Origin of the sequence: Micromonospora siamensis (assembly GCF_900090305.1) — a bacterium.
In the GTDB taxonomy this organism is placed as follows: Bacteria; Actinomycetota; Actinomycetes; order Mycobacteriales; family Micromonosporaceae; genus Micromonospora; species Micromonospora siamensis.
The window spans coordinates 76,115-100,114 of record NZ_LT607751.1 but is presented as its reverse complement, the minus strand read 5'-3'; the positions used below and the strand labels follow the sequence as shown (position 1 = coordinate 100,114).

The window sequence follows — 24,000 nt, the reverse complement described above, 5'->3', positions numbered from 1 at the left end:
TCAGGACATGTTGCTGACGACGTCGGCCACCTTGGTGCGGACCGAGTCCGGCAGCGGGGCGTAGCCCAGCTCGGTCAACTCCTGCTGGCCCTCGGTGCTGGAGGTGTAGGTCAGGAAGCCCTTGATCGCCTTCAGCTTGTCGGCGGCCAGGCCCTTGTCGCAGACGACCTCGTAGGTGACCAGGATCAGCGGGTAGGCACCCGGCTCCTTGGTCATGTAGTCGATCGACAGCGCGAGGTCGGTGCCCTGGCCGGTGACCTTGGCGCCCGCGACGGCCTTGCCGGCGTTTTCGGCGGTCAGCTCGGCGAACTCACCGGCACCGTTCTGGATCTTCGCGATGCCCACGCCGGCGTTCTCGGCGAAGGACCACTCGGTGTAGGTGATGGCGCCCGGGGTGCTCTTGACGAAGTTGGTGACGCCGTCCGAGCCCTTCTGGCCGGTGCCGCCCGGGGCCTTCCACTCCTTGGCCTTGCCGAAGGTCCAGTCGGCCTCGGCGGTCTTGGAGAGGAAGTTGGTGAAGTTGTCGGTGGTGCCCGAGGAGTCGTTGCGGTGCACCGTGCTGATCGTGGTGGACGGCAGCTTGGCGTCGGCGTTGTCGGCCTTGATCGCCGGGTCGTCCCACTTGGTGATCTTCCCGGCGAAGATCTTGGCGATGGTGGCCGGCTTGAGCTGCAGTCCGTCCACGCCGTCGAGGTTGTAGGCCACGGCGATCGGGCCGGTCACCATCGGCAGGTCGACGGCCTGGCCCCCGGCGCAGCGGGCGTCCGCCTTCGGCTTCTCCTCCGGCTTGAGGGCGGAGTCCGAGCCGGCGAAGTCGGCGGTGCCGGCGATGAACGCCTCGATGCCCGCGCCGGAGCCGGTCGGCTCGTAGTTGATGGTCAGGCCCGAGCACTTCTGCTGGTATGCCTTGATCCACTCGCTCATCGCGTTCTTCTGAGCGGACGAGCCCTGGGCGTTGATGGTCCCCGTGCCACAGTCTTCCGTGCCGGTGGCACCGGCGGAGCCGGAGGCCGAGGGGCTGGCCGGCTCGTTGTTGTCCGAGCCGCAAGCACTGAGACCGAGCACCGCAGCAAGAGCGAGGCAGGCGATGGTGCCGTGCCGCTGGAGCTTCACCTGAGGGGTTTCCCTTCACGTCTTTGATCAGGTCACCCGGAGGGGGCCCGGGTTGCCGGCGCGTCGACCGGCTGAAGGGAAAGGTAGGAGGGCCAGGTGGACGGCTCCTCGGCCGGAAGTTAACGGAGAATGAACAAGCTCGGCAGCGACGGTGGCCGTCAGCTGATGACCGGCTGTCGTTTGGATGAACGACAGCCGCACTATCCGTTTATGTCGCACATGTCCGGGTGGCCGTTATCGGCTCTACACCCCGCCGTGACGGCGCCGTTACCGCGTCGGATGAGCCGTGGGGCTCAGCCCAGGTGGTAGTTGACGTGGGCGGACCAGCGGGCGAAGCCGAGCCGCTCGTACAGCGCCACGGCCGCGGTGTTCGACTCGTCGACGTAGAGCATCACCCGGTCCAGGGCCCGCCGGTCCCGCAGGTACGCCAGGCCGGCGGTGGTCAGCCCTCGACCCAGCCCGCCGCGGTGGGTGGCCGGGTCCACGCCCAGCACGTACACCTCGCCGATCCGGGCCGAGCCGGCGCGCTCGTGCACCTTGGTCCAGTGGAAGCCGACCAGCCGGCCGGAGCCCGACTCGACGGCCAGCAGGAAGCCCTCCGGGTCGAACCACGGCTCGGCCAGCCGGACCCGCAGGTCCTCGGCGGTCCACCGGCCCTGCTCGGGGTGCTCGGCGAAGGCCCGGGCGTTGAGCGCCAGCCAGGCGTCGTCGTCGGCGCCGGGGCGGAAGGCCCGCAGCGTGACGCCCTCGGGCAGGCGGGGCTCGTCGAGCGGCGCGGTGAGCGGGCGGCGCAGCTGCCACAGCACCCGGGCCCGGCCGAAGCCCAGGTCGACCGCGAGTGCGGCGGCGGACGGGTGGTCGCCGTGGGCCCAGGCGCGCAGCGGCCCGGTGGCCGCCGCGAGCACGCCCCGGGCCAGCGCCCGGCCGGTGCCCCGCCGCCGGTACGCCGGGTGCACCGCCAGCTCGACGCCGACCCCGCCCGGGTCGGTGGTGTCCAGGTGCGCGTACCCGCTGAGGGTGCCGTCGGCGGCCCGGGCGGCGAGGTGCACCGCCGCGGCCCGTGGGTCGCGCAGTCGCAGCAGGGTGTGCTCGTCGAACGGGTCGGCGCCGTCGGTGTCGCCGGCGGCGCGCGCCAGGGCGAGCACCTCGGTCACCTCGTCGGGGGCCAGTCGGTCGGCCCGGGTCACCTCGTCCGCGGTCGGCTCGGCGTTGCTCACCCCGTCACCGTAGTCGCCCCGGCCGACGTCGGCGCCTCATGTCGTCCCGGTGGGCAGGGGTTCCAGTCCGTATCGGTTCATCAGCTCGGGCAGCAGGGTGTAGAGCGCCTCGACGGTGCCCCGGCGGTCACCCCCGGCGTCGTGCATGAGCACGATCGAGCCGGGACCGGTCCCGGTCAGCACCGAGTTGATGATCTTCATGCTGCCCGGGGCCTGCCAGTCCGAGGGGTCGACCGACCAGTGCAGCGGGGTCAGGCCCAGCTCCTGGCAGACGGACACCACGGGGTAGGTCCAGTTGCCGCCGGGTTGGCGGAAGTAGGCGATCCGGGCGTCGGGCACCGCCGCATGGATGGCGTCGCTGGTGCGTTGGAGGTCGTCCCGGATCCGGTCCGCCGACCGCCTGCCGAGCTGGACGTCGTGGCTCCAGCTGTGGTTGCACAGGGTGTGCCCGTCGGCGACGATCTGCTGCACCAGGTCGGGGTGGTCCTGCGCGTTCTGCCCGACCAGGCAGAACGTCGCCCGGACGTGGTACGCCCGCAGCAGTTCCAGCACCTGCGGGGTCCACTGTGGGTCCGGGCCGTCGTCGAAGGTGAGCGCCACCTGGGTGGAGCCGGTGCCGATCCGGCTGCCGAACGGGCCGTCGCCGTCGGCGGCCGGTGGCTCCGCGGTCGGCGCCTCGTCCTGGGTGGCCTGCGGCAGGCCGGGGCCGTCCGAGGTCCGCTTCCAGCGGTCGTCGGCGCTCGGCTCCGGCGGCTGATCGGCGTAATGGGACCCGTCGACGGCGGTGGCCACCCCGCTGTCCCGGCGGGGTGGATCGGGCACCAGGCTGCGGCCGAGCGCGTAGGCCGAGCCGAGCAGCGCCACGGCGACCAGGGTGACCACCGCCACCACGCGGCCCGTCGTCGGCGCCGGCATCAGCGCGCCCGTCCCGTGGGTGGGCGGAGCGCCCCCGCCGTCGTCCCCGTGGTCACCGCGCGCACCGTCCGCCCCCTCACCGCCGAACCCGGCAGTCAGAATAAGACGAACGGAACTAGCAAAACGGTCTTATGGGAAATGACTGGCAGATCGGTCAGACCGGGATGGGTGCCGGCTCCGCGTCCGGCAGCGACCGCGACGGCGGTACGACGAACTTGTACCCCACCTGCCGCACGGTGCCGATCATCGACTCGTACTCCGAGCCGAGCTTCGCCCGCAGCCGCCGCACGTGCACGTCTACCGTCCGGGTGCCGCCGAAGTAGTCGTAGCCCCACACCTCGCGGAGCAACTGGTCCCGGGTGAAGACCCGGCCCGGGTGCTGGGCCAGGAACTTCAGCAGCTCGAACTCCTTGTACGTCAGGTCGAGCGGCCGGCCCTTCAGCTTCGCCGCGTACGTGTCGGGGTCGATCATCAGCTCGCCGGCCCGGACGGAGCCGCCGGCCCCGGCCGTGGCGTTGCTGAGCCGGCCCACCGCCAGCCGCAGTCGGGCCTCCACCTCGGCGGGACCCGCCCCGGCCAGGATGACGTCGTCGACGCCCCAGTCCGCGTTGAGCGCGATCAGCCCGGCCTCGGTGACCACCGCGACCAGGGGCACCCCGAGCCCGGTGGCGTGCAGCATCCGGCAGGTGGCGCGGGCCTCGCTCAGCTCGGAACGGGCGTCCACCAGGACGGCGTCCGGGCTCGGACCGGAGACCAGGGTGCGGACGTCACGGGGCGCGGTACGAACCGGGTGCGGCAGCAGGTCCAGTGCCGGCAGCACCGCGGATGGTTCGCCTGCGCGTGCGGTCACCAGCAGCAGGAGCTCCACACGATCACCTCCGTCCCGGCGGCCCTGGGCCGCGCGCGACCAGCGGCACCCGAAGGGCGCCCGCTGAGAACTTTCGTGGGCCCCGGCGTCGCTGACGGGCGATGTAACGCGTTGAGCCTAACTGATCCCCCGGACGGCCCCTCGACGGTCTTTACCCTTTGCCCGAGATGCCCTTCATGGCGGCCCAGGTTTTAACGTTGCCGAAACCGTGACCTCCGCCGACGCCGCCCGGTCTGGCACGATCGGGTCGTGTATCCCTCCACCTCGCCCGAGACCGGCCGCGACCCGTGGGCCGACGGTCCCCGACCGGCGCCGGCCGGTCCGCCCGCTGGCTACCCGCCGGGTCCGCGCACCGGGCCGGCGGTCGAGGAGACCGGCGAGCAGCGCAAGCGCGGCCCACGCCGGGCCCGGCGCGGAGGGGAGCCGGCCCGGCGCCCCGACGACGAGACCGTCGAGCCGGAGGAGGAGATCGTCCCGCCGGTGCCGGTCCACCGGCCGCTCGCGCTGACCGTCGCCGGCTTCGCCGCGCTGCTCGGCGTCGGCCTGGTGCTCGGCGCGCAGACCGCCGGACCGGGGCACCGGCTGCCCTTCGCCGGCATCATCCTCGGCGTCCAGCTGCTCTACGTGCTCGCCTGGACGATGGCCATGCGGCCCCCCGCGCTGGCGATGGTCGCGCTGGTCAGCGCGGGCGTCGCGGTCGCCGCCGACGCCGCCGCCGTACGATCGGAGATCGCCGCCCTGGCCCCGCTCGGCTACGTCGCCGCCGGTGGCCTCCTGCTCGGCGTACTCGGCCAACTGGTCCGCCGGGTGGACCGGGCCCGGGTCACCGAGTCGCTCGGCGCCACCCTGCTGATCGTGGTCGGCGTGGTGGCCTTCGCCACCCTGATCGTGCTGAGCCGGATCCCCGCCGGTACGCAGGCGATCACCGTCTGCCTCACCGCCACCGGGGTCGCCCTCACCGTCGCCCGGCTCACCGACGCCGTGGTGCCCCGGCCGCGACTCGCCCCCCAGGTGCCCCGCGGAGCGGCCGGCGTGGTGGTCGGCGCGATGCTGGGCACCCTGGTCAGCGCGGTGCTCGGCAGCTACCTGGTCGGCTTCACCCCGACCAGCGGCGCGCTGATCGGCCTGGTCACCGCGGGCACCGCGGTCCTCGCCGACCTGGCCGTCGGATACGCCGAGGCCGGCCGGCTGATGGCCGGTGAGCCGCCCACCATGTGGATCGCCCGGCACCTGCAGGGCCCGCTCGGCGGTTTCGCCCTGGCCGCGCCGGCCGCGTACGCGATGTGCACGCTCTTCCTCTGACGCAACGGTTGAGTTCATTTCGCACCGGGTAATCGAGGGGCACCGCCGCGTCCACGGCCCCGGCCGACGCGGCCGGCGCCCGCCGGGGCGGGTATCGGATGGTGGAGCGTCGCGACGCGGCGCCCGGAGTCAGGAGGCGGCGTGGCGGAGGCCCAACCGGCGTACGAGGAGCGGCCCCGGCGCCGCGGTCGCAAGGTGCTCGTCTCGCTCTTCGTCCTGCTCCTGGTGGTGGCCGGCCTGCTGGTCGCCGCCGACCGGATCGGCGTCGGGGTGGCCGAGCGGGCGATCGCCAAGCAGGTCAGCGACGAGCTGGCAAAGCAGAACGCCCGGTCGTCGACCCCGAAGGTCGACGTCGCCGGCTTCCCCTTCCTCACCCAGGTGGCCGAGGGGAAGTACGAGCACATCTCCATCGCGCTGCGCGACGTGCAGGGCTCCGTGCAGGGTGACGCGGTCAGCCTGCCGAAGCTCGACGTGGACGCCCGGGACGTCCGCGCCTCGCTGGACACCATCCGCTCCGGCCGGGGCGACGTGGTCGCCGACCGGGTCCACGGCAGCGGCACGATCAGCTACGACAGCCTGGCCAAGCTGCTCGACCGGCCGGGGCTCAAGCTCGGCGAGCAGAACGGGCGGCTCGCCGTGACCGCGCCGGTGGACATCCTCGGCGCGCAGCTGACCGTCAACGGCACCGCCGACGTGACGGTCAGCGAGGAGGGCAAGGTGGCGTTGAAGTTCAACGACCTGGACGCCGAGGGGCTGCCGGCGTTGCCGCTGGCCCGGACGCTGCTCAGCAACTACGCCAAGGGCATCTCCGTCGACGTGCCCCTGCCCGAGCTGCCGTTCCAGCTGGCGGTGCGGGAGGTCCGGCCGACGCCGGACGGGCTCGCGGTGACCGCCGACGCGACGAACGTGCCGATCAACTCGATCAGCTGACCCCGACGCCGCCCGCGCCCGCGACCCCTGGTCGCGGGCGCGTCCGCGTCCCGGATGCTGGTCGGTGGGATGGCAGCGGCCGGTACGGCTGGTAGTCTCCCTGGCCATGGGGACGTACCTCACCAAACGGCGCGCGGTCGACCTGTGCCGCGTGGCCGCCTGCCTGTGTCGCTCCGTCATCTGACGGCGGGGCTGTCTCCGGCCGCACAGCGGCCATCCGGCACCAGGGGTCCTCACCCTCCCGGAGCTATCCCTCCGAAACGCCCGGCAGCGGCGCCGTCGCACAAACCCGTGATCCCAACCTCCATTGGGTCGCGCGCGTGGTGCGACATCACCATCTCGAACCGCACGCGCCGACTCACCGTCCATCCTCACCAGGGAGTGATCAGATGAGTCGCGACACCGCACTCGTCTCGGCCGAATGGGCCGAGAAGAACCTCGACGCCCCGGGCGTCGTCTTCGTCGAGGTCGACGAGGACACCTCGGCGTACGACACCGGCCACATCGCCGGTGCGATCAAGCTCGACTGGAAGACCGACCTCCAGGACCCGATCCGCCGGGACTTCGTGAACAAGGCCCAGTTCGAGGCGCTGCTGTCCGAGCGGGGCATCGCCAACGACGACGCCGTGATCCTCTACGGCGGCAACAACAACTGGTTCGCCGCGTACGCGTACTGGTACTTCAAGCTCTACGGCCACCGCGACGTCAAGCTGCTCGACGGCGGTCGCAAGAAGTGGGAGCTGGACGCCCGCCCGCTGGTCACCGACAAGGTGGAGCGCCCGCGCACGCAGTACGTCGCGCAGGAGCCGGACACCTCGATCCGGGCGTTCCGCGACGAGGTGGTGGACGCCATCGGCACCAGGAACCTGGTCGACGTGCGCAGCCCCGACGAGTACGCGGGCCGCCTGCTCGCCCCCGCCCACCTGCCGCAGGAGCAGGCGCAGCGGGCCGGCCACGTGCCGACCGCGATCAGCGTCCCGTGGTCCAAGGCGGCCAACGAGGACGGCACCTTCAAGTCCGACGACGAGCTGCGCAAGATCTACGCGGCGGCCGGCCTGGACGACGGCAAGGAGACCATCGCGTACTGCCGGATCGGCGAGCGCTCCTCGCACACCTGGTTCGTGCTCCAGGAGCTGCTCGGGCACCGCAACGTGAAGAACTACGACGGATCCTGGACCGAGTACGGCTCGCTGGTCGGCGTGCCGGTGGCGCTCGGCGACGAGCCCGGGGAGGCCTGATCATGACTGCTCCGACCGCTGCCGGGTGCGCCGCACCCGACCAGGCCGCCCCGCTGCCGGCCAGCCTGGACCTGGAGAAGGAAACCGTCATCACCGGTGTCGTGCAGGCCGCCTCCGGCGAGGCCGTGCCCGGCGCGTACGTCCGGCTGCTCGACTCGACCGGTGAGTTCACCGCGGAGGTGGTGACCTCCCCGGCCGGCCAGTTCCGCTTCTTCGCCGCCCCCGGCGCCTGGACGCTGCGGGCGCTGTCCCGGCTCGGCAACGGCGACACCGCGGTGACCGCCGAGCGCGGCATCAACCAGGTCGCCGTGACCGTCGCGGCCTGACCGACACCCTGATCGGCCCGGGGCCGGTCACCCCTGGACGGGGGTGACCGGCCCCGACCGTTTGCCCGGCGGGCGCGTGACACGATGAGCGGGTGAGCGGTGCTGTCTCCACGGGGTGGGCCCCGCCGAGTGGTCCGGGCGAGCCGCCGGGGCCGACCCGGGGGTGGGCGCGCTGGCTGCCGGCGTTGACCGTCGTCTGGGCCGTGCTGCTGGGCGTGCTCGTCTGGGTGTCGGTGCGGGACGACCCGCCCACCGTCCGCGAGCAGCGGGACCTGGCCCAGGCCGGCCCGGTGGTCGACCGGGCGGTCGGCGAGCTGCTGGCCGCGGTGGGTGACGCGGGCGCGGTGGCGCTGGCCCCGGCCCGGGTCACCCCCGGCTGTCGGATCACCCCGATGGAGGACGGCGCCGCGCTGGAACGCGCGGTCGCCGTCGAGTTCGCCGGGGACGACGTACGCGGGCTGCTGGAACGGGTCGCGGCCCGGCTGCCGGGCGACTGGCGGGCCGGGGTCCGGGTCACCGGCGAAGGAGCCCGGCTGTGGGGCGACGCGGGCGGGTTCGTCGCCGTGCGGGGGCGTCCGGCCGGCCCCGGCCGGGTGCTGCTCACCGCCGACACCGGCTGCCGCCCGGTCGGCGCCGGTTACCGGCCGCCGACCGCCTCCGCCGGGCCGGAGGGTGCCGCGCTGGCCGACGCCCTGCGCGCCCTGGGCCTGCCGGCCGCGCCGCGACCGGAGCTGACCGCCGCCCCCTGCCCCGCCGGCGAGGGGACGAACACCCGCACCGTCCGGGCCACCGGGCCCGCCCCGGCCACCCTGGCCGCGCTCGCGCCGCTCGCCGGCGACTCGACGGTGCGGGATACCCCCGAGGTGTACGCCTGGCGCAGCGGCGCGGTCAGCGTCGTCGTCGAGCGGGCCGGCGACGAGGTACGCCTCGCCGCCTCGACCGGCTGCCCCGCCTGACCGGCCGGGCGGACAACCCGCGAGATCGCACAAGATCCTGGTTGTGGTGGCCTTGCAGGGGCCGTGAGGCCACTACAACCAGGAAACTGCGCGCGCCCGGAGCCCGCCGGTGTGCGGAGCCCGGCGGTGCGCGGGGTCCGGCAGCATGAGGGCCCGGCGGTCAGCCGGTCTCGTCGCGGCTGCGGCCCAGGGCATCGACCCGCCCCCACCGGCCGGGGATGTCCAGCAGCTCGATCCGGCCCATGCCCGGCGGCACCAGCGGATCGATGATCAGGTGCTCGCCCTCCGGCTGGAGGCCGAGCAGGACCCGCAGCATCAGCAGCGGGGTCCCCGCCGACCAGGCCTGCGGGCTGCACGCGGTGGGGTACTCCACCGGATAGTCGGTCAACGACCGCGCGTACCCGGCGAACGCCTCGGGCAGCCGCCCGCCGAAGTACTTGGCCGCCTCGATCATCGCCCGGCAGATCTGGCCCGCCTCGTCGCGCAGCCCGTACCGCCACAGGCCCCAGGCGATGATCGAGTTGTCGAACGGCCAGACCGTGCCCACGTGGTAGCCGATCGGGTTGTAGCGGCCCTGCCCCTGGGCCAGGGTGCGTACCCCCCAACCGGAGAAGAGGTCCGGGCCGAGCAGGTGCCCGGCGATCTTGCCGGCGCGCTCCGGGTCGACGATGCCGCTCCAGAGCAGGTGGCCGATGTTCGAGGCGAGCGCGTCGACCGGCCGACCCTCCGGGTCCAGGGCCAGCGCGTAGTACTCCCGCTCGGGCAGCCAGAAGTCCCGGTTGAAGCGCTCCTTGAGCTCGGCGGCCTCCCGTTCCAGCCGCTCGGCGTACGCCGGGTCGTTCCAGAACCGCCGGGCCATCCGAGCGGCGCGCAGCTTCGCGTCGTACGCGTAACCCTGCATCTCACAGGTGGCGCGCGGGAACGCGGGGAGGGTGCCGTCGCGGAACGAGATCGAGTCCAGCGAGTCCTTCCAGCACTGGTTCGGCAGGCCGGTGTCCGGGTTGCGGGTCTCGTACCAGATGTAGCCGGTCCCCAGCAGGTCACCGTACGTGTCGATCCAGTCCAGCGCCTTGCGGATGTGGTCCTCCAGGCCGAGGACCAGTTGGCCGTCCCCGGTCCAGCGTTCGTACTCGTCGACCAGGATGACGAAGAGCGGCGTGGCGTCGGCCGAGCCGTAGTAGGGGCTGTGCGGCTGCTCCTCGAAGCCGGCCGTCTCGCCGTAGCGCAGCTCGTGCAGGATCTTGCCGGGCTCCTCGTCGCGGAAGTCGTCCAGCCGGGTGCCCTGCAGGCCGGCGAGCAGGGTGATCGTCGGCCGCACCAGGTCGGGGAGGAAGGGCAGCACCTGCAACGAGGTGAAGATGCTGTCCCGCCCGAACAGCGTCATGAACCACGGCAGGCCGGCGGCGAGCAGCCGGTTGCCGAAGGTGATCGACTCGTACCGCAGCAGCGCCAGGTCGCGCAGACTGCGCGTGTACGCGGTCGCCAGCGGCTCGCAGTCACAGCCGAGCTTCGGCGCCCGGGAGATCAGCTCGTCCTGCTCGGCGCGGATGGAGCCCACCGACCGCTGGCCGCCCAGCGGGGTGGTGGCCCGGATGTCCTCGTCGCGCGCGCCGTAGATCAGCGTGGTGACGTGCAGGTGGGTGGTCCACTCGCCGTGCGGTGGCACCCGGACCCGGAAGGTCATCCCGTGCTCGTCGACCTCGGCCGGGGCGCTGCTGCTGATCGCCGTCTGCCGGCGGAACTGTTCCCGCCGGTAGGTCAACCGCAGGGTGTCCGGTTCCACGGTCGCCTCGGTCCGGCCCTTCTTCCGCAGCACGTCCTTGACCTCGAAGATGTCCGCGAAGTCGGCGCCCATCTCCACCCGTACGGTGAAGTCGGCCTCCTCGCGGGTGTGGTTGAGCACGGTGATGTTCTCGTCGAAGCTGCCGCCGATGGTCCGGGTCCGTAGCACCGACACCCGGGCGTCCAGGTAGTGCGTCGGCTCGCCGGGGACCAGGAAGAACCTCGTCTGGTACGACTTCGCGTCGTCCACGGACAGGGCGTGCAGCCGTTGCCCGTCGACGGTCAGCAGCCAGGTCGACAGGAACCGGGTGTCGAACGAGAACAGGCCGGTGGGCCGGTCGTGCGACGGCTCGATGTCCCCCCGCCGATCGCTGACCAGGAAGGTGTTGCCGTCCAGGATGCTGACGAGCTGCTTCACCGGGACCGTCCGGTCCGTTCCCGGGCTGCCCGACGAGGGTCTCGGGCGCCGGGCGGGTCGGGGAAGAAGCGGCGGAACATCAGCCACAGCAGGACGTTGCCGCTGAACGTGGCCTCGTTGCGGATGACCGCCGCGATGGCCTGGGTCTCGCCCTTGACCAGCCGGTCGAACAGGCCCGGGCTGCTGGTCCACTTGGCGTCGGCCTCGCCGTCGGCCCGGGTGACCTCCGCGCGGCCGGGCGACATGGCCACCCGCCAGTGGTCGGTGACCGGCCCCTCGACCAGGTCGATCTGGAGGGTGCCCGTCAGCACGGGGCGCAGCAGTTCGGAGTTGCGCAGGGCGGCCGGTGCACGGGTGGCCAGCGACGCGAAGAACCGCTCGGTCGCTTCAGTCACATCCGAATCGTAGGCAGCGGCCGAGGTACGCGGGCCGGTATCGACACAGCCGCCCGGCGTCGTGGCGCTAGTAGACCAATGCCTTCGCGTCGTCGGCCATGGCCTCCTCGACGAAGACCGCCGCACCGGCGATGCGTACGCCCGGCAGCACGTCGTCCGGGCCGATGTCCCGGCGGGCGGCGCACTGGGTGCAGGCGGTGACCCGGCCGGTGGTCAGCACGACGTGCAGCAGTTCCGCCAGCGGCGCGGAGTGCGGCAGCTCGAACTGCTGCGCCCGGCCGGGCAGGGCGAACCAGGTGGACTCACCGGTCAGCCAGAGCGAGACGTCCACCCCGGCGGCGGCCGCGGTGGCGGCGACGGTGAAGGCCTGGGCGCACCGCTCGGGGGCGTCCGCCCCCGCGGTGACCTTGACGACGAGGGAGCGGGCCATGGGGCCCAGCATAGGATGGCCGGGATGGTTACCGAGATCGGGTTCGTCAGCCTGCTGGTCGCCGGCCTCGGCGCGCTCGCCGGCGGCCTGGTGTACCTCGCAGTTCGCATCTCGAGAGGAAAATGGTGAGCACGAGGAGTGAGCCGGTTTTGCGAGCCCCGCAGTTGCGAACGAAGGTGACGGAGTGAGCTCCAACCCTTCGGGCGAGAATCCGCTTCAGCCGCCGTGGCTGAACGCGCCGCCGGTCGACCCGTACCCGTACGAGGAGAGCCACGACCTGCGGGTCGGCCCGAAGCTGCACCCGGCGCTGGACGGCCTGCTGCCGTACGTCGGGCAGTGGCGGGGCCGCGGGCGGGGCGGCTTCCCCGACATCGAGGACTTCGACTTCGCCCAGGAGATCCGGATCAGCCACGACGGCCGGCCGTTCCTGTTCTACGAGTCGCGGGCCTGGATCCTCGACGAGCAGTCCCGGCCGGTGCGCCCCGCCGGCCGGGAGGTCGGCTGGTGGCGGCCGGTGATGAACGGCGACCGGGCCACCGACGAGATCGAGGCGCTGATGACGGTGCCGACCGGGGTCATGGAGCTGCACATCGGCAAGCGCAAGGGCACCCAGATCGAGTTCTCCACCGACGCGGTGGTCCGGACGGCGACGGCCAAGGAGGTCACCGCCGGTGCCCGGCTCTTCGGCATCGTCGAGGGCGCGCTGCTCTACGCCCAGGAGATGGCCGCCATGGGCCACGCCCTGAGCCCGCACCTCTCCGCCCGGCTGGTCCGCGTCGGCGGCTGACCCGTGCCCGGTCAGCCTCCGGGCCGGCGTGGCCGACCCGTGCCCGGTCAGGGGAGGGGGAAGCCGAGCAGGGCCTGGAGGGTGGCCGTGTGCGGTGACCGGGGGACCGGATTGCCGTCCAGGGAGCGGAACTCGGTCAGGCCGCGGACGGACGAGGTGAACCAGAGCCCGTCCGCGGCGAGCAGCTCCGCCGGGGTGGCGAGCCGTTCGGCCGCCGCCCAGCCGGCCTCGGCGGCGGCGTGGGTCAGCAGCCAGGCGGCGGTGGTGCCGGGCAGGATGCCGGTGGTGGCGGCCGGCACGCCGCAGAGGGTGTCGCCGGCCAGCCACACCACGTTGGCGCTCGGCCCCTCCAGCACGTACCCGTCGCTGGAGACCCAGAGCACGTCGTCCACCCCGTGCCGGGTCGCCCAGCGGCGGGCCGCCGTGCTCGCCCCGTACGAGGTGGACTTGATCCCGGCGGGGAGCCAGTCCAGCTCCGGCCGGGTGGCGGCGGGCACCCCCAGCGGGAGGGTGGCCACGGTCACCCCGTCGCGGCGGGCCCGGCGGGACGACGACGCCACCTCGTTGAGGGTCGCGTACACGGTGGGCAGGCCGCCGCCCTCCGGCCCCCGGGTGCAGACCAGCCGCAGCGCGCCCTCCACCTCCGCCGGCCACCCGTCGGCGACGGTCTCCAGCAGCTCCACCAGTGCCTCGTCGGCGGGCAGCGGCAACTCCACCGCCGCCGCGCCCCGGCGCAGCCGGGCCAGGTGCTCGTCGCGCAGCCAGGGCCGCCCCCCGCGCAGGTGCATGGTCTCGAAGAGCCCGTCGCCGCGCAGCACGCCCAGGTCGTCGCCGCGCAGCACCGTCGTGCCGGCCGGAACGACGCCCTGCCCGAGCACGGCGATTCTCGATGCCGTCATGACCGCCGAGCGTAGCGGCGGGCGGCGCGACCCTCAGGTCCGGCGGGCGGCCGAACTATGATCGGACGGTGTCCGAATCCTCCCTCGCGGAAATGCTCCGCGCCCGTGGGCTGCGGCTGACGGCGCAGCGTCAGCTGATCCTCCAGGCGGTGCTGGACCTCGGGCACGCCACCCCGGAGCAGGTCCACACGGCGGTCCGTGAGGTCGCCGCCGGGGTGAACATCACCACCATCTACCGGACCCTGGAGCTGCTGGAACGGCTCGGCCTGGTGACCCACACCCACCTGTCGCACGGGTCGCCGACCTACCACGCGGCCGGTGATCACCAGCACGTGCACCTGGTCTGCCGGGAGTGCGGCGCGATCGACGAGATCGACCGGGAGCTGCTCGGTCCGCTCGCCGACCAGTTGGCGGCCCAGCGCGGGTTCCGGGTGGACATCGGGCACGTGGCGCTCTTCGGCGTCTGCGGCAAGTGCGAGGACGGGGAAGCCAAATGATCGACATCGCGGGCGCGGTGGCCACCGAGGCCGTCGACGACCAGACCCGGGACCAGCCCGAGCCGGCGCACCGCGCCGCCGGGGTGCGGTCGGTGGCCGCCCACTACGGCGACCCGATGCGGGAACAGCGCACCCTGAGCACCGGCGTCGGCCTGGTCGACCGCTCGCACCGGGGTGTCATCGCCGTCCCCGGCGAGGAGCGGATCGGCTGGCTGCACACCCTGACCAGCCAGCACCTCGCCACGCTGCACGCCGGCCAGGGCACCGAACTGCTGGTGCTCTCCCCGCACGGGCACGTCGAGCAGCACGCCATGGTCGCCGAGGACGGCACGACCACCTGGCTGGACACCGAGCCGCAGGCGACCGCCGGGCTGCTGGCGTACCTGGAGCGGATGCGGTTCTTCAGCAAGGTGGAGCCGCGCGACGCCACCGCCGAGCACGCGCTGCTGTCGCTGGTCGGGCCGGAGGCGGCGGCCGCCGCCGGGACGCTCGGCGTCGCCGACCTGGCCGCCCCGGACGTGGTCGCCGTGCCGGGTCCGAAGTTCCGCGCCGGCGAGCTGCCGGCCCGTCCCACCGTCCTTTACGACGTCCGGCAGTTGCCCGCCGGTGGCTGGGCCCGCCGGGTAGGGCTCGGGGTGGACCTGCTGGTCCCCCGGGAGACGATGGCCGAGGTGGTGGAGCGGCTGCGGGGCGCCGGGGTGCCGGTGGCCGGGCTGTGGGCGTACGAGGCGGTGCGGGTGGCCGCCCGCCGGGCCCGGGTCGGGGTGGACACCGACCACCGGACCATCCCCGCCGAGGTGGACCTGATCGCCCCGGCCGTGCACCTGGACAAGGGCTGCTACCGGGGCCAGGAGACGGTGGCCCGGGTGCACAACATGGGCCGGCCGCCCCGTCGGCTCGTACTCCTGCACCTGGACGGGGTGACCACCGACCAGCCGCCGGCCGCCGGCACGCCGGTGACCCTCGACGGCCGGGCGGTGGGTTTCGTGGGGTCGGCCGTGCACCATCACGAGCTGGGCCAGATCGCGCTGGCGGTGGTGAAGCGCAACGTGGCCGACGACGCCCACCTGCTGGTGGGCGAGAGCGCCGCGGCCATCGACCCGGAGTAAGGGTGCCGTGCGGGTGCCGCCGCTACCGGAATTCTTCCGTCCGCGCGGCGACTGGCGCGTGATTCTTCCCGTCTGGCCCGCCGTCGGCCGTCGACCTGCGGTGGGTCGGACGGCTAGGATCCCGACATGACGACAGGGACGTTGATCACGGTTGCCCCCACCGGTGCGGAGTCGGCCAAGGCCGAGGTTCCGGCGCTGCCGGTCACCCTCGACGAGCTGGTGCTCACCGCCAAGGAGTGCGAGGCGCTCGGCGCCGCCGTGATCCACGTGCACATCCGCGACGACGAGGCGAAGCCGACCCTCGACCAGGGGCGCCTGCGGGAGACCGTGACCGCCCTGCGGGAGAGCACCGACCTGATCGTCCAGCTCTCCTCCGGTGGCGCGGTCACCGACCCGGAGTCCGCCCGGCTGGCGGTGCTCGACGCCGGCCCCGACATGGCGTCCTGCACCATGGGCACCGTCAACTTCGGCGACGACGTCTTCCTCAACCGCTGGGAGTTCATCGTCGACCTGCACACCCGGATGCAGGAGAAAGGCGTCGTCCCCGAGTACGAGATCTTCGAACTCGGCCACCTCACCGCGCTCCAGCGCCTGCTCGGCAAGTACGGCCTGCCGCACGGCGGGCACGTGCACGTGGACTTCGTGATGGGCGTGCCGGGCGGCATGCCGGGCACCACGGCGACCCTGGTCGCCGCCGAGCAGATGCTGCGCGACCTGCCCGAGGGCACCACCTTCTCGGCCACCGGCATCGGCCGCAGCACCATCCCGGTGATGCTGGCGTCGCTGTCGGCCGGCGGTCACCTGCGGGTCGGCATGGAGGACACGGTCACCTACGCCAAGGGCCGGCCGGTGGAGTCCAACATGCAGCTGGTCGCCCGCGCGGTCGGCTTCGCCCAGCTCGCCCAGCGTCCGCCGCTGACCACCGCCGAGGCCCGTACGCTGCTCGGCCTGTAAGCCGCACCCCCGGCCGGCGCCCCTGTACGGTGCCGGCCCCCGCCGCTGGTCACCCCGGTGCCGGGCCCGTCGGCGTCCTCGGTACCTTCCACCTCGTGGGAAAGACGTACGAGGGCGGCGTGCCGCTCGCCGAGGTGGTCCGGTCCGGCTTCGTGGAAGGCTTCCACCGCGGCTCGGTGGTGGTGTTGGACGCCGGTGGCGCACCGGTGGCCACCGCCGGTGACGTCGCGTCCCCGGTCTTCCCGCGCTCGTCCAACAAGCCGATGCAGGCCGTGGGGATGCTCCGTGCCGGCCTGTCGCTGACCGAACCGGCCGACGTCGCGCTGATCTCGGCCAGCCACGCCGGCGAGGAGTTCCATCTGGAACGGGTCGCCGCCCTGCTGCGCTCCGCCGGCCTGGACCCGTCGGCGCTGCACTGCCCGCCCGAGCTGCCGGTGGGGGAGCTGGCCCGGGAGGCGGTGCTGCGGGCCGGCGGCGGCCCGACCCGGATCCAGATGAACTGCTCCGGCAAGCACACCGGGATGCTGCTCACCTGCCTGGCGAACGGCTGGCCGCTGGACGGCTACTGGCGGCCCGGGCACCCGCTGCAGCAGCGGCTGACCGCCGCGGTCGAGGAGTTCACCGGCGAGCGGGCCGCGGCGGTCGGGGTGGACGGCTGCGGCGCGCCGGTGCTCGCCGTGTCGCTGACCGGCCTGGCCCGGGCGTTCCTGCGGCTGGTCTCCGCCGAGCCGGGCACCGAGGGGCGGACCGTGGCCGACGCCATGCGGGCGTACCCGGAGATCGTCGGGGGCACCCAGGCCGAGGACACCCGGGTGATGCGCGGCGTGCCCGGCCTGCTGGCGAAGGTCGGCGCGGAGGGTGTGATCGCGGTGGCCCTGCCGGGCGTCGGGGCGGTCGCGCTCAAGATCGACGACGGCGCGTCCCGCGCCCGGATGCCCGTGCTGGTCGCGGCGCTGCGCCGGCTCGGCGTCGACGCCCCGGTGCTCACCGAGTACGCCGAGATCCCGCTGCTCGGCGGCGGTGTTCCGGTGGGAGCCGTCCGCTCCCTCTGGTGACCGTCAGGGCAGGAAGTCGAGCAGGGCGGCGTTCACCGGTTCGGGGCGTTCCAGGGGGAGCAGGTGCCCGGCGTCCGGGACGTCCGGCAGCCGTACGCCCCGCGGGGCCTCGGCGGCGATCCGGTCGGCCAGCCGGCGGATGTCGGCCAGGTCGTCGGCGCCGGCACCGACCAGCACCGGCATCGCCAGCTCGGCGAGCCGGTCGACGGCCGGCGGGTCGAGTTCGCCGACCTCGACGGCGCTGAGCGCCTGCTCGGCGGCGAGGGCCCGGCGGTCCATCTCCTCGGCGAAGCGGATCAGCTCCGGGTCGACGTCGGCCGGCTTCCGGGTGGGGCCGACCACCCAGAACCGCACCTCGCCGGCGGCGGTGGCGGCGAAGTCCTCCGGGTCGACGTCGCCGACCAGTTCCTCCCAGAGCTGCTCGGTCTCCTCGGACCACTCGTTGCCGGAGACCGGCGCCCCGAACAGGGCCAGAGCGGAGACCCGCTCCGGGTAGGCCAGCGCGGTGTCCACCGCCACCCGGCCGCCGAACGAGCAGCCGACCAGGGCGGCGCGGTCGATGCCCAGCGCGTCCAGCAGGCCGACCAGGTCGTCGTGGTGGGCGAACGGGGCGGGGGGAAGTTCGGAGTCGCCGTACCCGCGCAGGTCCACCGCGATCACCCGGTGCCGGGCGGCCAGCGCGTCCACCTGGCCCCGCCACATCCGGCGGTCGGCGATGCCGGCGTGCACCAGCACCACCGGGTTGCCACTGCCGGCCTCGTCGTACGCGAGCTGGGCGCCGTTCACCTCGATCATGGTCACGGCGCGACGGTACGGACGGGACGGCAGGTACGCAACGGTGATCTGAGACCTTGCTAACTCCGGCTAGCGATCTGCTTGCAGGAGCTAGCAGAGGGAGTTAGCGTCGGGGTATGGCCACTCCCAAGGACCTTCCCGACGTCGGCGGGTTCATTCGTGACCTGCGGCGCAACGCGAAGATCTCGCTGCGCCAGCTCGCCGAGCAGGCAGGTGTCAGCAACCCCTACCTGAGCCAGATCGAGCGCGGCCTGCGCAAGCCGAGCGCCGAGGTGCTCCAGCAGCTGGCCAGCGCCCTGCGGGTCTCCACCCCGGCGATGTACCTGCGCGCCGGACTGCTGGACGACAAGGAGGGCCAGGGGGTGCTCGCGGCGATCGCCGTCGACCCCGACCTGACGATGGCGCAGAAGCAGTCGCTCACCCAGATCTACGAGACCTTCCGCCGGGAGAACGCGCGCCTCGCCGAGGCGACCGCCGCGGCGGACCAGGCCACCGGCGCCACCACCACCGACGGCACGCCGGCGCCGAGCGCGCCGGCGGAGCCGAGCACCGCGGCGGCCACCGTCACCCCGGCCGCCACCGGTCCGACCACGTCCGACGGCACACCGACCGAGGCCGTACTCGAGTCGGTCGCCGTCACCGAGGCGGGCCCGGCACCGGCCCCCACCACCAGCACCCCCGACACCAGGGCCGCCGCGGCGGCCGAGGAGGAGAAGCAGTCATGACCCAGCCGAAGACCAACCGCATCCCGGCCCCGCTCTACGCCGCCGCCGGCGCCGGCGAACTCGCCCTGCAGCAGCTGCGCAAGCTCCCCGCCGTGGTCACCGACCTCGGTGGCAAGGTCGTCGCCGACCTCGGCGGCAAGGCCGTCGTGACCGGCGTCGAGCTGCGCCAGAAGGCCACCGAGACGCTGCGCACCGCCAACCAGACCGCGACCGGCCTGCGCGAGAAGGCCGTCCCGGCCGCCGACCTGGACAAGCTCCGCGAGGCCACCGACCTGGACAAGCTCCGCGTCGTCGCCACCCGCAACGCCGCCGTCGTCCTGGCCGGCGCGCAGGCCGCCCAGGAGCGGGCGCTGGCCGCGTACGCCGAGCTGGTCGCCCGGGGCGAGCGGGTCGTCGGCGCCGGCGTGCTGGAGGCCGCCGACACGGTGAACGCCGACATCGAGGCGACCGAGGCCCCCGCCGCCGTGACCCCGGCGGCGACCGCCACCGCCCCGAGCGTCGAGGCGCCGAGCCCGACCGAGGTGGCCGAGATCGTCGAGGCCAAGCCGAAGGCGACCCGCCCGCGGGCGCCCCGGTCGACCGCGGCGAAGGCCACCCCGTCGGCGAAGCTGCCGAAGGCCACCAAGCGGACCCGCCCGGCCGCCGAGTAACCCGAACCAACCGCCGACGCCCCCGGATGCGTCCTGTCGGACGTTTCCGGGGGCGTCGGCATACCATTGCCGGCATGGCCTACGCCGCGCCGATCTTCTTCCTCGACGTCCGCTACGTGATCGAGCTGATCTTGCTCGTGTTCGCGCTGATCATCCAGGGCGTCGCGCTGGTGCATGCCATCACCCAGCGGTCCGACGCCTTCCCGGCGATCGGCACCCTGCCCAAGGGTGGCTGGATCGCCATCCTCGCGGTCTGCATGGTGCTCACCCTGCTCGGCTTCGGCCCGATCAGCCTCTTCGGGCTGGTCGGCATCGCCGCCGGCCTGATCTACCTGCTGGACGTCCGGGTCGGGCTGCGCGACCTGCACGACGGCAAAGGGTTCTGGTGAGGAGTTTCCGCTGGCCCCCACCGCCGGACGGCGGGCCCCGCACCTGGGGCCCGGGCCCGGGTGGGCCGCGGACCGGCCGGCCGGCACTGCCCGAGCCGGAGACCGAGCTGGTCGCCACCCCGCACGGCGTACGACTGGAGCGGCTGGTCACCGGCACCGGTGACCCGGTGACGGTGTTCGCGCACGGGTTGGGCAACGGCATCGCCACCACCCGCCCGTTCGGCAGCGGTGTCGCCGGCCGCAAGGTCTTCTTCCAGTTCCGTGGGCACGGCCGCTCCGACTCGCCGCCCGGTCCGTGGAGCTATCTGGACCTGGCCCGGGACCTGCGGACCGTCGCCGACCTCGGCGGCGCCACCCGGGCGTTCGGCGCCAGCCTCGGCGCCGGCGCGCTGTGCCGGCTGCTCGCCGAGAGCCCGGATCGCTTCGACAAGCTGGTGTTCTTCCTGCCGGCCGCGCTCGCCGCACCGCGTACCGAGGTCGCCCGGCGGCGGATCACCGACCTGCTGGACGCCGTCGGAAGCGGGGACGCCTCCCTGCTCGCCGACGTGGTCTCGGTCGAGCTGCCGCCCGCCGTACGCAACACCCCGGCCGGCTGGGCGTACCTGCGGCAGCGGCTCGACCAGCTGCTCCGCGACGGGCTCGCCCCCGGCCTGGCCGGGCTGGCCGAGCAGGTGCCGTTGACCGACACCGCCGTGCTGGCGAAGGTCACCGCCCCGGCGCTGGTCATCGGTTGCGCCGGGGACGACCTGCACCCGGCGGCGGTCGCCGAGGAGCTCGCCGCCGCGCTCCCGGACGCCACCCTGCACGTGTACGACCGGCCCGGCGTGCTCTGGTCGGAACGCGCCGACCTGCGGGAACGGATCTCCGGCTTCCTCAACGGCTGACCCCGTGGCGAAATCCGTCGGGAAAAGCTGACGCGGACTGTCAGGTACCCCGGTCAGGCTGGTGCCATGACGACGACGACACCACTCACGGGGAAGGTCGCGCTGGTGGCCGGGGCGACCCGGGGCGCCGGCCGGCAGATCGCGATCCAGCTCGGCGCGGCCGGGGCCACCGTCTACGCCACCGGCCGCAGCACCCGCGCCAACCGCTCGGAGATGGACCGGCCGGAGACCATCGAGGAGACCGCCGAGCTGGTCACCGCGGCCGGCGGCACCGGCATCGCGGTCCAGGTCGACCACCTCGTCCCCGAGCAGGTCCGCGACCTGGTCGCCCGGATCGACGCCGAACAGGGCCGACTCGACGTGCTGGTCAACGACGTGTGGGGCAGCGACCACCTGATCACCTGGGAGAAGCCGGTCTGGGAACAGCCCCTGGACGCCGGTTTCCGTACCCTCCGGCTGGCCGTCGACACCCACATCATCACCAGCCACTTCGCGCTGCCGCTGCTGATCCGCAACCCCGGTGGCCTGGTGGTGGAGATCGGTGACGGCACCAAGGCGTACAACGACACCAACTACCGGCTCTCCGTCTTCTACGACCTGGCCAAGGTGTCGGTGAACCGGCTGGCCTTCACCCAGGCGCACGAGTTGGAGCCGCACGGCTGCACCGCCGTCGCGATCAGCCCCGGCTGGATCCGCTCCGAGTTGATGCTGGAGCACTTCGGGGTCACCGAGGCCAACTGGCGCGACGGCACCGCCAAGGACCCGCACTTCGCCATCTCGGAGACCCCGGCGTACGTCGGGCGGGCGATCGCCGCCCTGGCCGCCGACCCGGACCGGGCGCGCTGGAACGGCCGGTCCACCGACTCGGGCGAGCTCGCCACGGAGTACGGCTTCACCGACCTCGACGGCAGCCGGCCGCAGGGTTTCCGCTACATCGTGGAGGTGGTCAACGCCGGCCGGCCGGCGGACGTGACCGGCTACCGCTGACCCGGGCCGGGCCGCGGCCGACTCGGGGCGGCCGCGGCCGGCCCGGCGTACAGCGCCGCCGACCGGCGGGCCGCCTCGGCGAACCGCGCCCGCAGCTCCGGTGGCTCCAGCACCTCCACCTCGGGGCCCAGCGCCAGCAGCACGTGGTACGCCACCGGCACGGACTCGACGGGCAACCGGGTGACCACCCAGCCCTGCCCGTCGGGTTCGCCGGCGGCGACCACCGCCTCGTCGTACGCGAAGGGCGCCTCGGCGGTCCAGCGCAGCGCGCGCAGGCCGGCGGGGCTGAGCCGGACGGTGACCCGCTCGCGGAGCATGCCCCGGAGGAAGAGCTCGGCCTGCTCCCGCCAGTAGCCGGCCAGGTCGAAACCCTCGTCCCGGTCGAAGGTCCCGTCGTCCACCGGATCCACGCCGACCACCCGGTCCACCCGGTACGTCCGCATCCCGTCGCCGACCCGGCCGACCAGGTACCAGACCGCGTTCTTGAGCACCAGCCCGTACGGCTCGACCCGGCGCTCGACCTCCCGCTCGCCGCGCCGGTAGCGCAGCTCCACCACCCGGTCCCGCCACACCGCCCGGGCCAGTTCCGCCAGCCACGGCGGCGGCGTCGACTCCCGGAACCAGCCCGGCACGTCCAGGTGGAAGCGTTGCCCGGCCCGGGCGGGCGCGTCCCGCAGGCTCGGCGGCAGCGCGGCGAGCACCTTCAGCTCGGCGGACGCCACCGCGTCGGCCAGCCCCATCTCCCCGGCCGGGCCGGGCAGGCCGGACAGGAAGAGCGCCTCCGCCTCGTCCCGGGTCAACCCGGTCAGCCGGGTCCGGTAGCCGCCGACCAGCCGGTAGCCGCCGGCCCGGCCCCGGTCGGCGTAGACCGGGATGCCGGCGGCGTGCAGCGCCAGCACGTCCCGGTAGACCGTCCGCTCCGAGACCTCCAGCTCCCGGGCCAGCTCCGCCGCCGTCATCGTCTCCCGCGACTGCAACAACAGCAGCAACGAGATCAACCGGGCGGCCCGCACCCGCCCATTGTGCAAGGACGGGGGTGCGGGCGGCCGCTAGGCTCGGCGATCGTGAACGCACCCCGCACCATCGCGCCGGTGGCCGGCGCCGCGCGCCGCTTTCTCGGCGGGGCCGGACTGCTCCTGCGCGGCCTCGGCCTGTACGTCCGCAGCCCCGGCCTGATGCTGCTCGGCGTCATCCCGGCGCTCATCTCCGGCGCGCTGTTCCTCACCGCGCTCGGCGCCCTGGTGTACTTCGCCGACGATCTCGCCGCCTGGGCGACGCCGTTCGCCGACGGCTGGTCGAGCACCGCGCGCGGCCTGGTCCGGGTGATCGCCGGACTGGCCTTCGTCGGTGTCGGTGGGCTGCTCGGCGTGGTGACCTTCACCGCGCTCACCCTGGCCATCGGCGACCCGTTCTACGAGAAGATCTCCGAGCGGGTGGAGGACCGCCTCGGTGGCACCCCGGGCGCGGTGGAGGTCCCGTTCTGGGCGTCGCTGCGTCGCAGCGTGGCCGACTCGCTGCGGCTGGTCGGGTTCTCCGTACTGGTCGGCATCCCGCTCTTCGCGGCCGGGTTCATCCCAGTGGTCGGGCAGACCGTGGTGCCGGTGATCGGCGGCGCGGTCGGCGGCTGGCTGCTCGCCGTGGAACTGGTCGGGGCGCCGTTCTCCCGGCGTGGCCTGCGGCTGCCCGACCGGCGGGCCACACTGAAGGCCGACCGGCCCACCGCCCTCGGCTTCGGGGTGGCGGTCTTCGTCTGCTTCCTGATCCCGCTCGGCGCGATCCTGGTCATGCCGGCCGCCGTCGCCGGCGCCACCCTGCTCACCCGCCGTTCGCTCGGCCAGCACACCGAGGAGGACTGACATGGAGATCAGGATGGTCGAGGGGGACATCACCGCCCAGGCGGTCGACGTGGTGGTGAACGCCGCCAACTCCTCCCTGCTCGGCGGCGGGGGAGTCGACGGCGCGATCCACCGCCGGGGCGGCCCGGCCATCCTGGCGGAGTGCCGGGCGCTGCGCGCGTCCCGGTACAGGCGCGGCTTGCCGACCGGGCAGGCGGTCGCCACCACCGCCGGTGACCTGCCGGCCCGCTGGGTGGTGCACACCGTCGGCCCGGTCTTCTCGGCCACCGAGGACCGGTCGGCGCTGCTGCGGGACTGCTACGCCAACAGCCTGGCCGTGGCCGACGAACTGGGCGCGGCCACGGTGGCGTTCCCACTGGTCTCGGCCGGCGTGTACGGCTGGCCGCTCGACGACGCGGTGCGCCAGGCGCTGACCGTGCTGCGCGCGGCCACCCCGACCAGCGTCACCGAGGCCAGGCTGGTGCTCTTCGGCGCCGACACGTACGCCACCGCGCGCCGCGTGCTCGACGCCGGTTGAGCGGCG

Annotated in this window: 29 protein-coding genes; 19 read left to right on the top strand and 10 right to left on the bottom strand. The window is 73.7% G+C overall.

The genetic code is table 11. The features are described 5' to 3' along the window. The 4 genes from pstS to GA0074704_RS00420 all read right to left on the bottom strand — a co-directional run bounded on the left by pstS (window position 1) and on the right by GA0074704_RS00420 (window position 4,113). Window positions 1-1,113 (bottom strand): phosphate ABC transporter substrate-binding protein PstS, encoded by a 1,113-nt coding sequence (gene pstS, locus GA0074704_RS00435; RefSeq protein WP_088968652.1) that lies wholly within the window; start codon window positions 1,111-1,113, stop codon window positions 1-3. 293 nt (window positions 1,114-1,406) lie between these two features. Continuing rightward, a complete protein-coding gene (gene mshD, locus GA0074704_RS00430) occupies window positions 1,407-2,330 on the bottom strand; it encodes a mycothiol synthase (RefSeq protein ID WP_088968651.1) in 924 nt (307 codons plus the stop codon). A gap of 36 nt (window positions 2,331-2,366) precedes the next feature. After that, window positions 2,367-3,245, bottom strand: coding sequence for a polysaccharide deacetylase family protein (locus GA0074704_RS00425; RefSeq protein WP_088968650.1), 879 nt, complete (start codon window positions 3,243-3,245; stop codon window positions 2,367-2,369). A 154-nt stretch (window positions 3,246-3,399) separates the two neighbouring features. Further along, complete coding sequence (locus tag GA0074704_RS00420; RefSeq protein WP_088968649.1) at window positions 3,400-4,113, bottom strand: winged helix-turn-helix transcriptional regulator; 714 nt, start codon at window positions 4,111-4,113, stop codon at window positions 3,400-3,402. A gap of 249 nt (window positions 4,114-4,362) precedes the next feature. Between GA0074704_RS00420 and GA0074704_RS00415 the strand changes: the two genes are divergently transcribed. The 6 genes from GA0074704_RS00415 to GA0074704_RS00395 all read left to right on the top strand — a co-directional run bounded on the left by GA0074704_RS00415 (window position 4,363) and on the right by GA0074704_RS00395 (window position 8,865). Further along, window positions 4,363-5,415, top strand: a complete 1,053-nt coding sequence (locus GA0074704_RS00415; protein ID WP_088968648.1) for a hypothetical protein — start codon at window positions 4,363-4,365, stop codon at window positions 5,413-5,415. A gap of 141 nt (window positions 5,416-5,556) precedes the next feature. After that, a complete protein-coding gene (locus GA0074704_RS00410; protein WP_088968647.1) occupies window positions 5,557-6,345 on the top strand; it encodes an LmeA family phospholipid-binding protein in 789 nt (262 codons plus the stop codon). Window positions 6,346-6,451: 106 nt separating this feature from the next. Then, window positions 6,452-6,529, top strand: a complete 78-nt coding sequence (locus GA0074704_RS29735) for an Ms5788A family Cys-rich leader peptide (RefSeq protein WP_331716662.1) — start codon at window positions 6,452-6,454, stop codon at window positions 6,527-6,529. Window positions 6,530-6,734: 205 nt separating this feature from the next. Continuing rightward, window positions 6,735-7,583, top strand: coding sequence for a sulfurtransferase (locus GA0074704_RS00405; RefSeq protein ID WP_088968646.1), 849 nt, complete (start codon window positions 6,735-6,737; stop codon window positions 7,581-7,583). A gap of 2 nt (window positions 7,584-7,585) precedes the next feature. After that, the gene (locus GA0074704_RS00400; RefSeq protein ID WP_088968645.1) at window positions 7,586-7,909 is read left to right on the top strand and encodes a DUF1416 domain-containing protein; all 324 of its coding nucleotides are present in this window, start codon (window positions 7,586-7,588) and stop codon (window positions 7,907-7,909) included. Window positions 7,910-8,001: 92 nt separating this feature from the next. Then, on the top strand, window positions 8,002-8,865 hold the full coding sequence (locus GA0074704_RS00395; protein ID WP_088968644.1) for a hypothetical protein: 864 nt from the start codon (window positions 8,002-8,004) through the stop codon (window positions 8,863-8,865). A 160-nt stretch (window positions 8,866-9,025) separates the two neighbouring features. Here the strand turns inward: GA0074704_RS00395 and GA0074704_RS00390 are convergent, their stop codons facing one another. The 3 genes from GA0074704_RS00390 to GA0074704_RS00380 all read right to left on the bottom strand — a co-directional run bounded on the left by GA0074704_RS00390 (window position 9,026) and on the right by GA0074704_RS00380 (window position 11,902). Next, a complete protein-coding gene (locus tag GA0074704_RS00390; protein ID WP_088968643.1) occupies window positions 9,026-11,065 on the bottom strand; it encodes an amylo-alpha-1,6-glucosidase in 2,040 nt (679 codons plus the stop codon). Next, window positions 11,062-11,460 (bottom strand): SCP2 sterol-binding domain-containing protein, encoded by a 399-nt coding sequence (locus GA0074704_RS00385; protein WP_088968642.1) that lies wholly within the window; start codon window positions 11,458-11,460, stop codon window positions 11,062-11,064. Before GA0074704_RS00385 ends, GA0074704_RS00390 begins: the two co-directional genes overlap by 4 nt. Window positions 11,461-11,527: 67 nt before the next feature. Then, window positions 11,528-11,902: a DsrE family protein gene (locus GA0074704_RS00380; protein WP_088968641.1), complete on the bottom strand. Its 375-nt coding sequence runs from the start codon at window positions 11,900-11,902 to the stop codon at window positions 11,528-11,530. A gap of 12 nt (window positions 11,903-11,914) precedes the next feature. Between GA0074704_RS00380 and mtfM the strand changes: the two genes are divergently transcribed. Both mtfM and GA0074704_RS00375 read left to right on the top strand, forming a co-directional pair. After that, a complete protein-coding gene (mtfM, locus tag GA0074704_RS29610) occupies window positions 11,915-12,019 on the top strand; it encodes a small membrane protein MtfM (protein ID WP_046570768.1) in 105 nt (34 codons plus the stop codon). Window positions 12,020-12,074: 55 nt separating this feature from the next. Further along, window positions 12,075-12,677: an FABP family protein gene (locus GA0074704_RS00375; RefSeq protein WP_088968640.1), complete on the top strand. Its 603-nt coding sequence runs from the start codon at window positions 12,075-12,077 to the stop codon at window positions 12,675-12,677. Between the two features lie 47 nt (window positions 12,678-12,724). On the opposite strand, the gene GA0074704_RS00370 is transcribed toward GA0074704_RS00375, so the two are convergent. Continuing rightward, window positions 12,725-13,576 carry an aminotransferase class IV gene (locus tag GA0074704_RS00370; protein WP_088968639.1) on the bottom strand — a complete coding sequence of 284 codons (852 nt, stop codon included), beginning with the start codon at window positions 13,574-13,576 and terminating at the stop codon, window positions 12,725-12,727. A 92-nt stretch (window positions 13,577-13,668) separates the two neighbouring features. Between GA0074704_RS00370 and GA0074704_RS00365 the strand changes: the two genes are divergently transcribed. The 4 genes from GA0074704_RS00365 to GA0074704_RS00350 all read left to right on the top strand — a co-directional run bounded on the left by GA0074704_RS00365 (window position 13,669) and on the right by GA0074704_RS00350 (window position 17,191). Further along, window positions 13,669-14,073 carry a Fur family transcriptional regulator gene (locus GA0074704_RS00365; protein WP_088968638.1) on the top strand — a complete coding sequence of 135 codons (405 nt, stop codon included), beginning with the start codon at window positions 13,669-13,671 and terminating at the stop codon, window positions 14,071-14,073. Next, window positions 14,070-15,182: a CAF17-like 4Fe-4S cluster assembly/insertion protein YgfZ gene (gene ygfZ / locus GA0074704_RS00360; RefSeq protein ID WP_088968637.1), complete on the top strand. Its 1,113-nt coding sequence runs from the start codon at window positions 14,070-14,072 to the stop codon at window positions 15,180-15,182. Before GA0074704_RS00365 ends, ygfZ begins: the two co-directional genes overlap by 4 nt. A 126-nt stretch (window positions 15,183-15,308) precedes the next feature. Next, a complete protein-coding gene (locus tag GA0074704_RS00355) occupies window positions 15,309-16,136 on the top strand; it encodes a BKACE family enzyme (protein ID WP_088968636.1) in 828 nt (275 codons plus the stop codon). 95 nt (window positions 16,137-16,231) lie between these two features. After that, a complete protein-coding gene (locus tag GA0074704_RS00350) occupies window positions 16,232-17,191 on the top strand; it encodes an asparaginase (protein WP_088973350.1) in 960 nt (319 codons plus the stop codon). A 3-nt stretch (window positions 17,192-17,194) separates the two neighbouring features. Here the strand turns inward: GA0074704_RS00350 and GA0074704_RS00345 are convergent, their stop codons facing one another. Next, the gene (locus tag GA0074704_RS00345; protein WP_088973349.1) at window positions 17,195-17,986 is read right to left on the bottom strand and encodes an alpha/beta fold hydrolase; all 792 of its coding nucleotides are present in this window, start codon (window positions 17,984-17,986) and stop codon (window positions 17,195-17,197) included. A gap of 116 nt (window positions 17,987-18,102) precedes the next feature. Here GA0074704_RS00345 and GA0074704_RS00340 point away from each other — a divergent pair, with 116 nt between their 5' ends. The 5 genes from GA0074704_RS00340 (at window position 18,103) to GA0074704_RS00320 (ending at window position 21,621) form a co-directional block, all read left to right on the top strand. Further along, entirely contained in the window at window positions 18,103-18,711 is a 609-nt protein-coding gene (locus GA0074704_RS00340; RefSeq protein ID WP_088968635.1) for a helix-turn-helix domain-containing protein, read from the top strand. Further along, window positions 18,708-19,361 carry a hypothetical protein gene (locus GA0074704_RS00335; RefSeq protein ID WP_088968634.1) on the top strand — a complete coding sequence of 218 codons (654 nt, stop codon included), beginning with the start codon at window positions 18,708-18,710 and terminating at the stop codon, window positions 19,359-19,361. Before GA0074704_RS00340 ends, GA0074704_RS00335 begins: the two co-directional genes overlap by 4 nt. Window positions 19,362-19,435: 74 nt before the next feature. Further along, entirely contained in the window at window positions 19,436-19,750 is a 315-nt protein-coding gene (locus tag GA0074704_RS00330) for a DUF2516 family protein (RefSeq protein WP_088968633.1), read from the top strand. Beyond that, window positions 19,747-20,634 carry an alpha/beta fold hydrolase gene (locus GA0074704_RS00325; protein WP_088968632.1) on the top strand — a complete coding sequence of 296 codons (888 nt, stop codon included), beginning with the start codon at window positions 19,747-19,749 and terminating at the stop codon, window positions 20,632-20,634. Before GA0074704_RS00330 ends, GA0074704_RS00325 begins: the two co-directional genes overlap by 4 nt. Window positions 20,635-20,700: 66 nt before the next feature. Next, window positions 20,701-21,621, top strand: coding sequence for an SDR family oxidoreductase (locus GA0074704_RS00320; RefSeq protein ID WP_088968631.1), 921 nt, complete (start codon window positions 20,701-20,703; stop codon window positions 21,619-21,621). Here the strand turns inward: GA0074704_RS00320 and GA0074704_RS00315 are convergent. Beyond that, window positions 21,612-22,634, bottom strand: coding sequence for a helix-turn-helix transcriptional regulator (locus tag GA0074704_RS00315; RefSeq protein ID WP_088968630.1), 1,023 nt, complete (start codon window positions 22,632-22,634; stop codon window positions 21,612-21,614). The genes GA0074704_RS00320 and GA0074704_RS00315 overlap by 10 nt on opposite strands. Window positions 22,635-22,685: 51 nt before the next feature. Here GA0074704_RS00315 and GA0074704_RS00310 point away from each other — a divergent pair, with 51 nt between their 5' ends. Both GA0074704_RS00310 and GA0074704_RS00305 read left to right on the top strand, forming a co-directional pair. Next, a complete protein-coding gene (locus GA0074704_RS00310) occupies window positions 22,686-23,477 on the top strand; it encodes an EI24 domain-containing protein (RefSeq protein WP_088968629.1) in 792 nt (263 codons plus the stop codon). A gap of 1 nt (window position 23,478) precedes the next feature. Continuing rightward, window positions 23,479-23,994 carry an O-acetyl-ADP-ribose deacetylase gene (locus GA0074704_RS00305; RefSeq protein WP_088968628.1) on the top strand — a complete coding sequence of 172 codons (516 nt, stop codon included), beginning with the start codon at window positions 23,479-23,481 and terminating at the stop codon, window positions 23,992-23,994. Window positions 23,995-24,000: the final 6 nt, after the last annotated feature.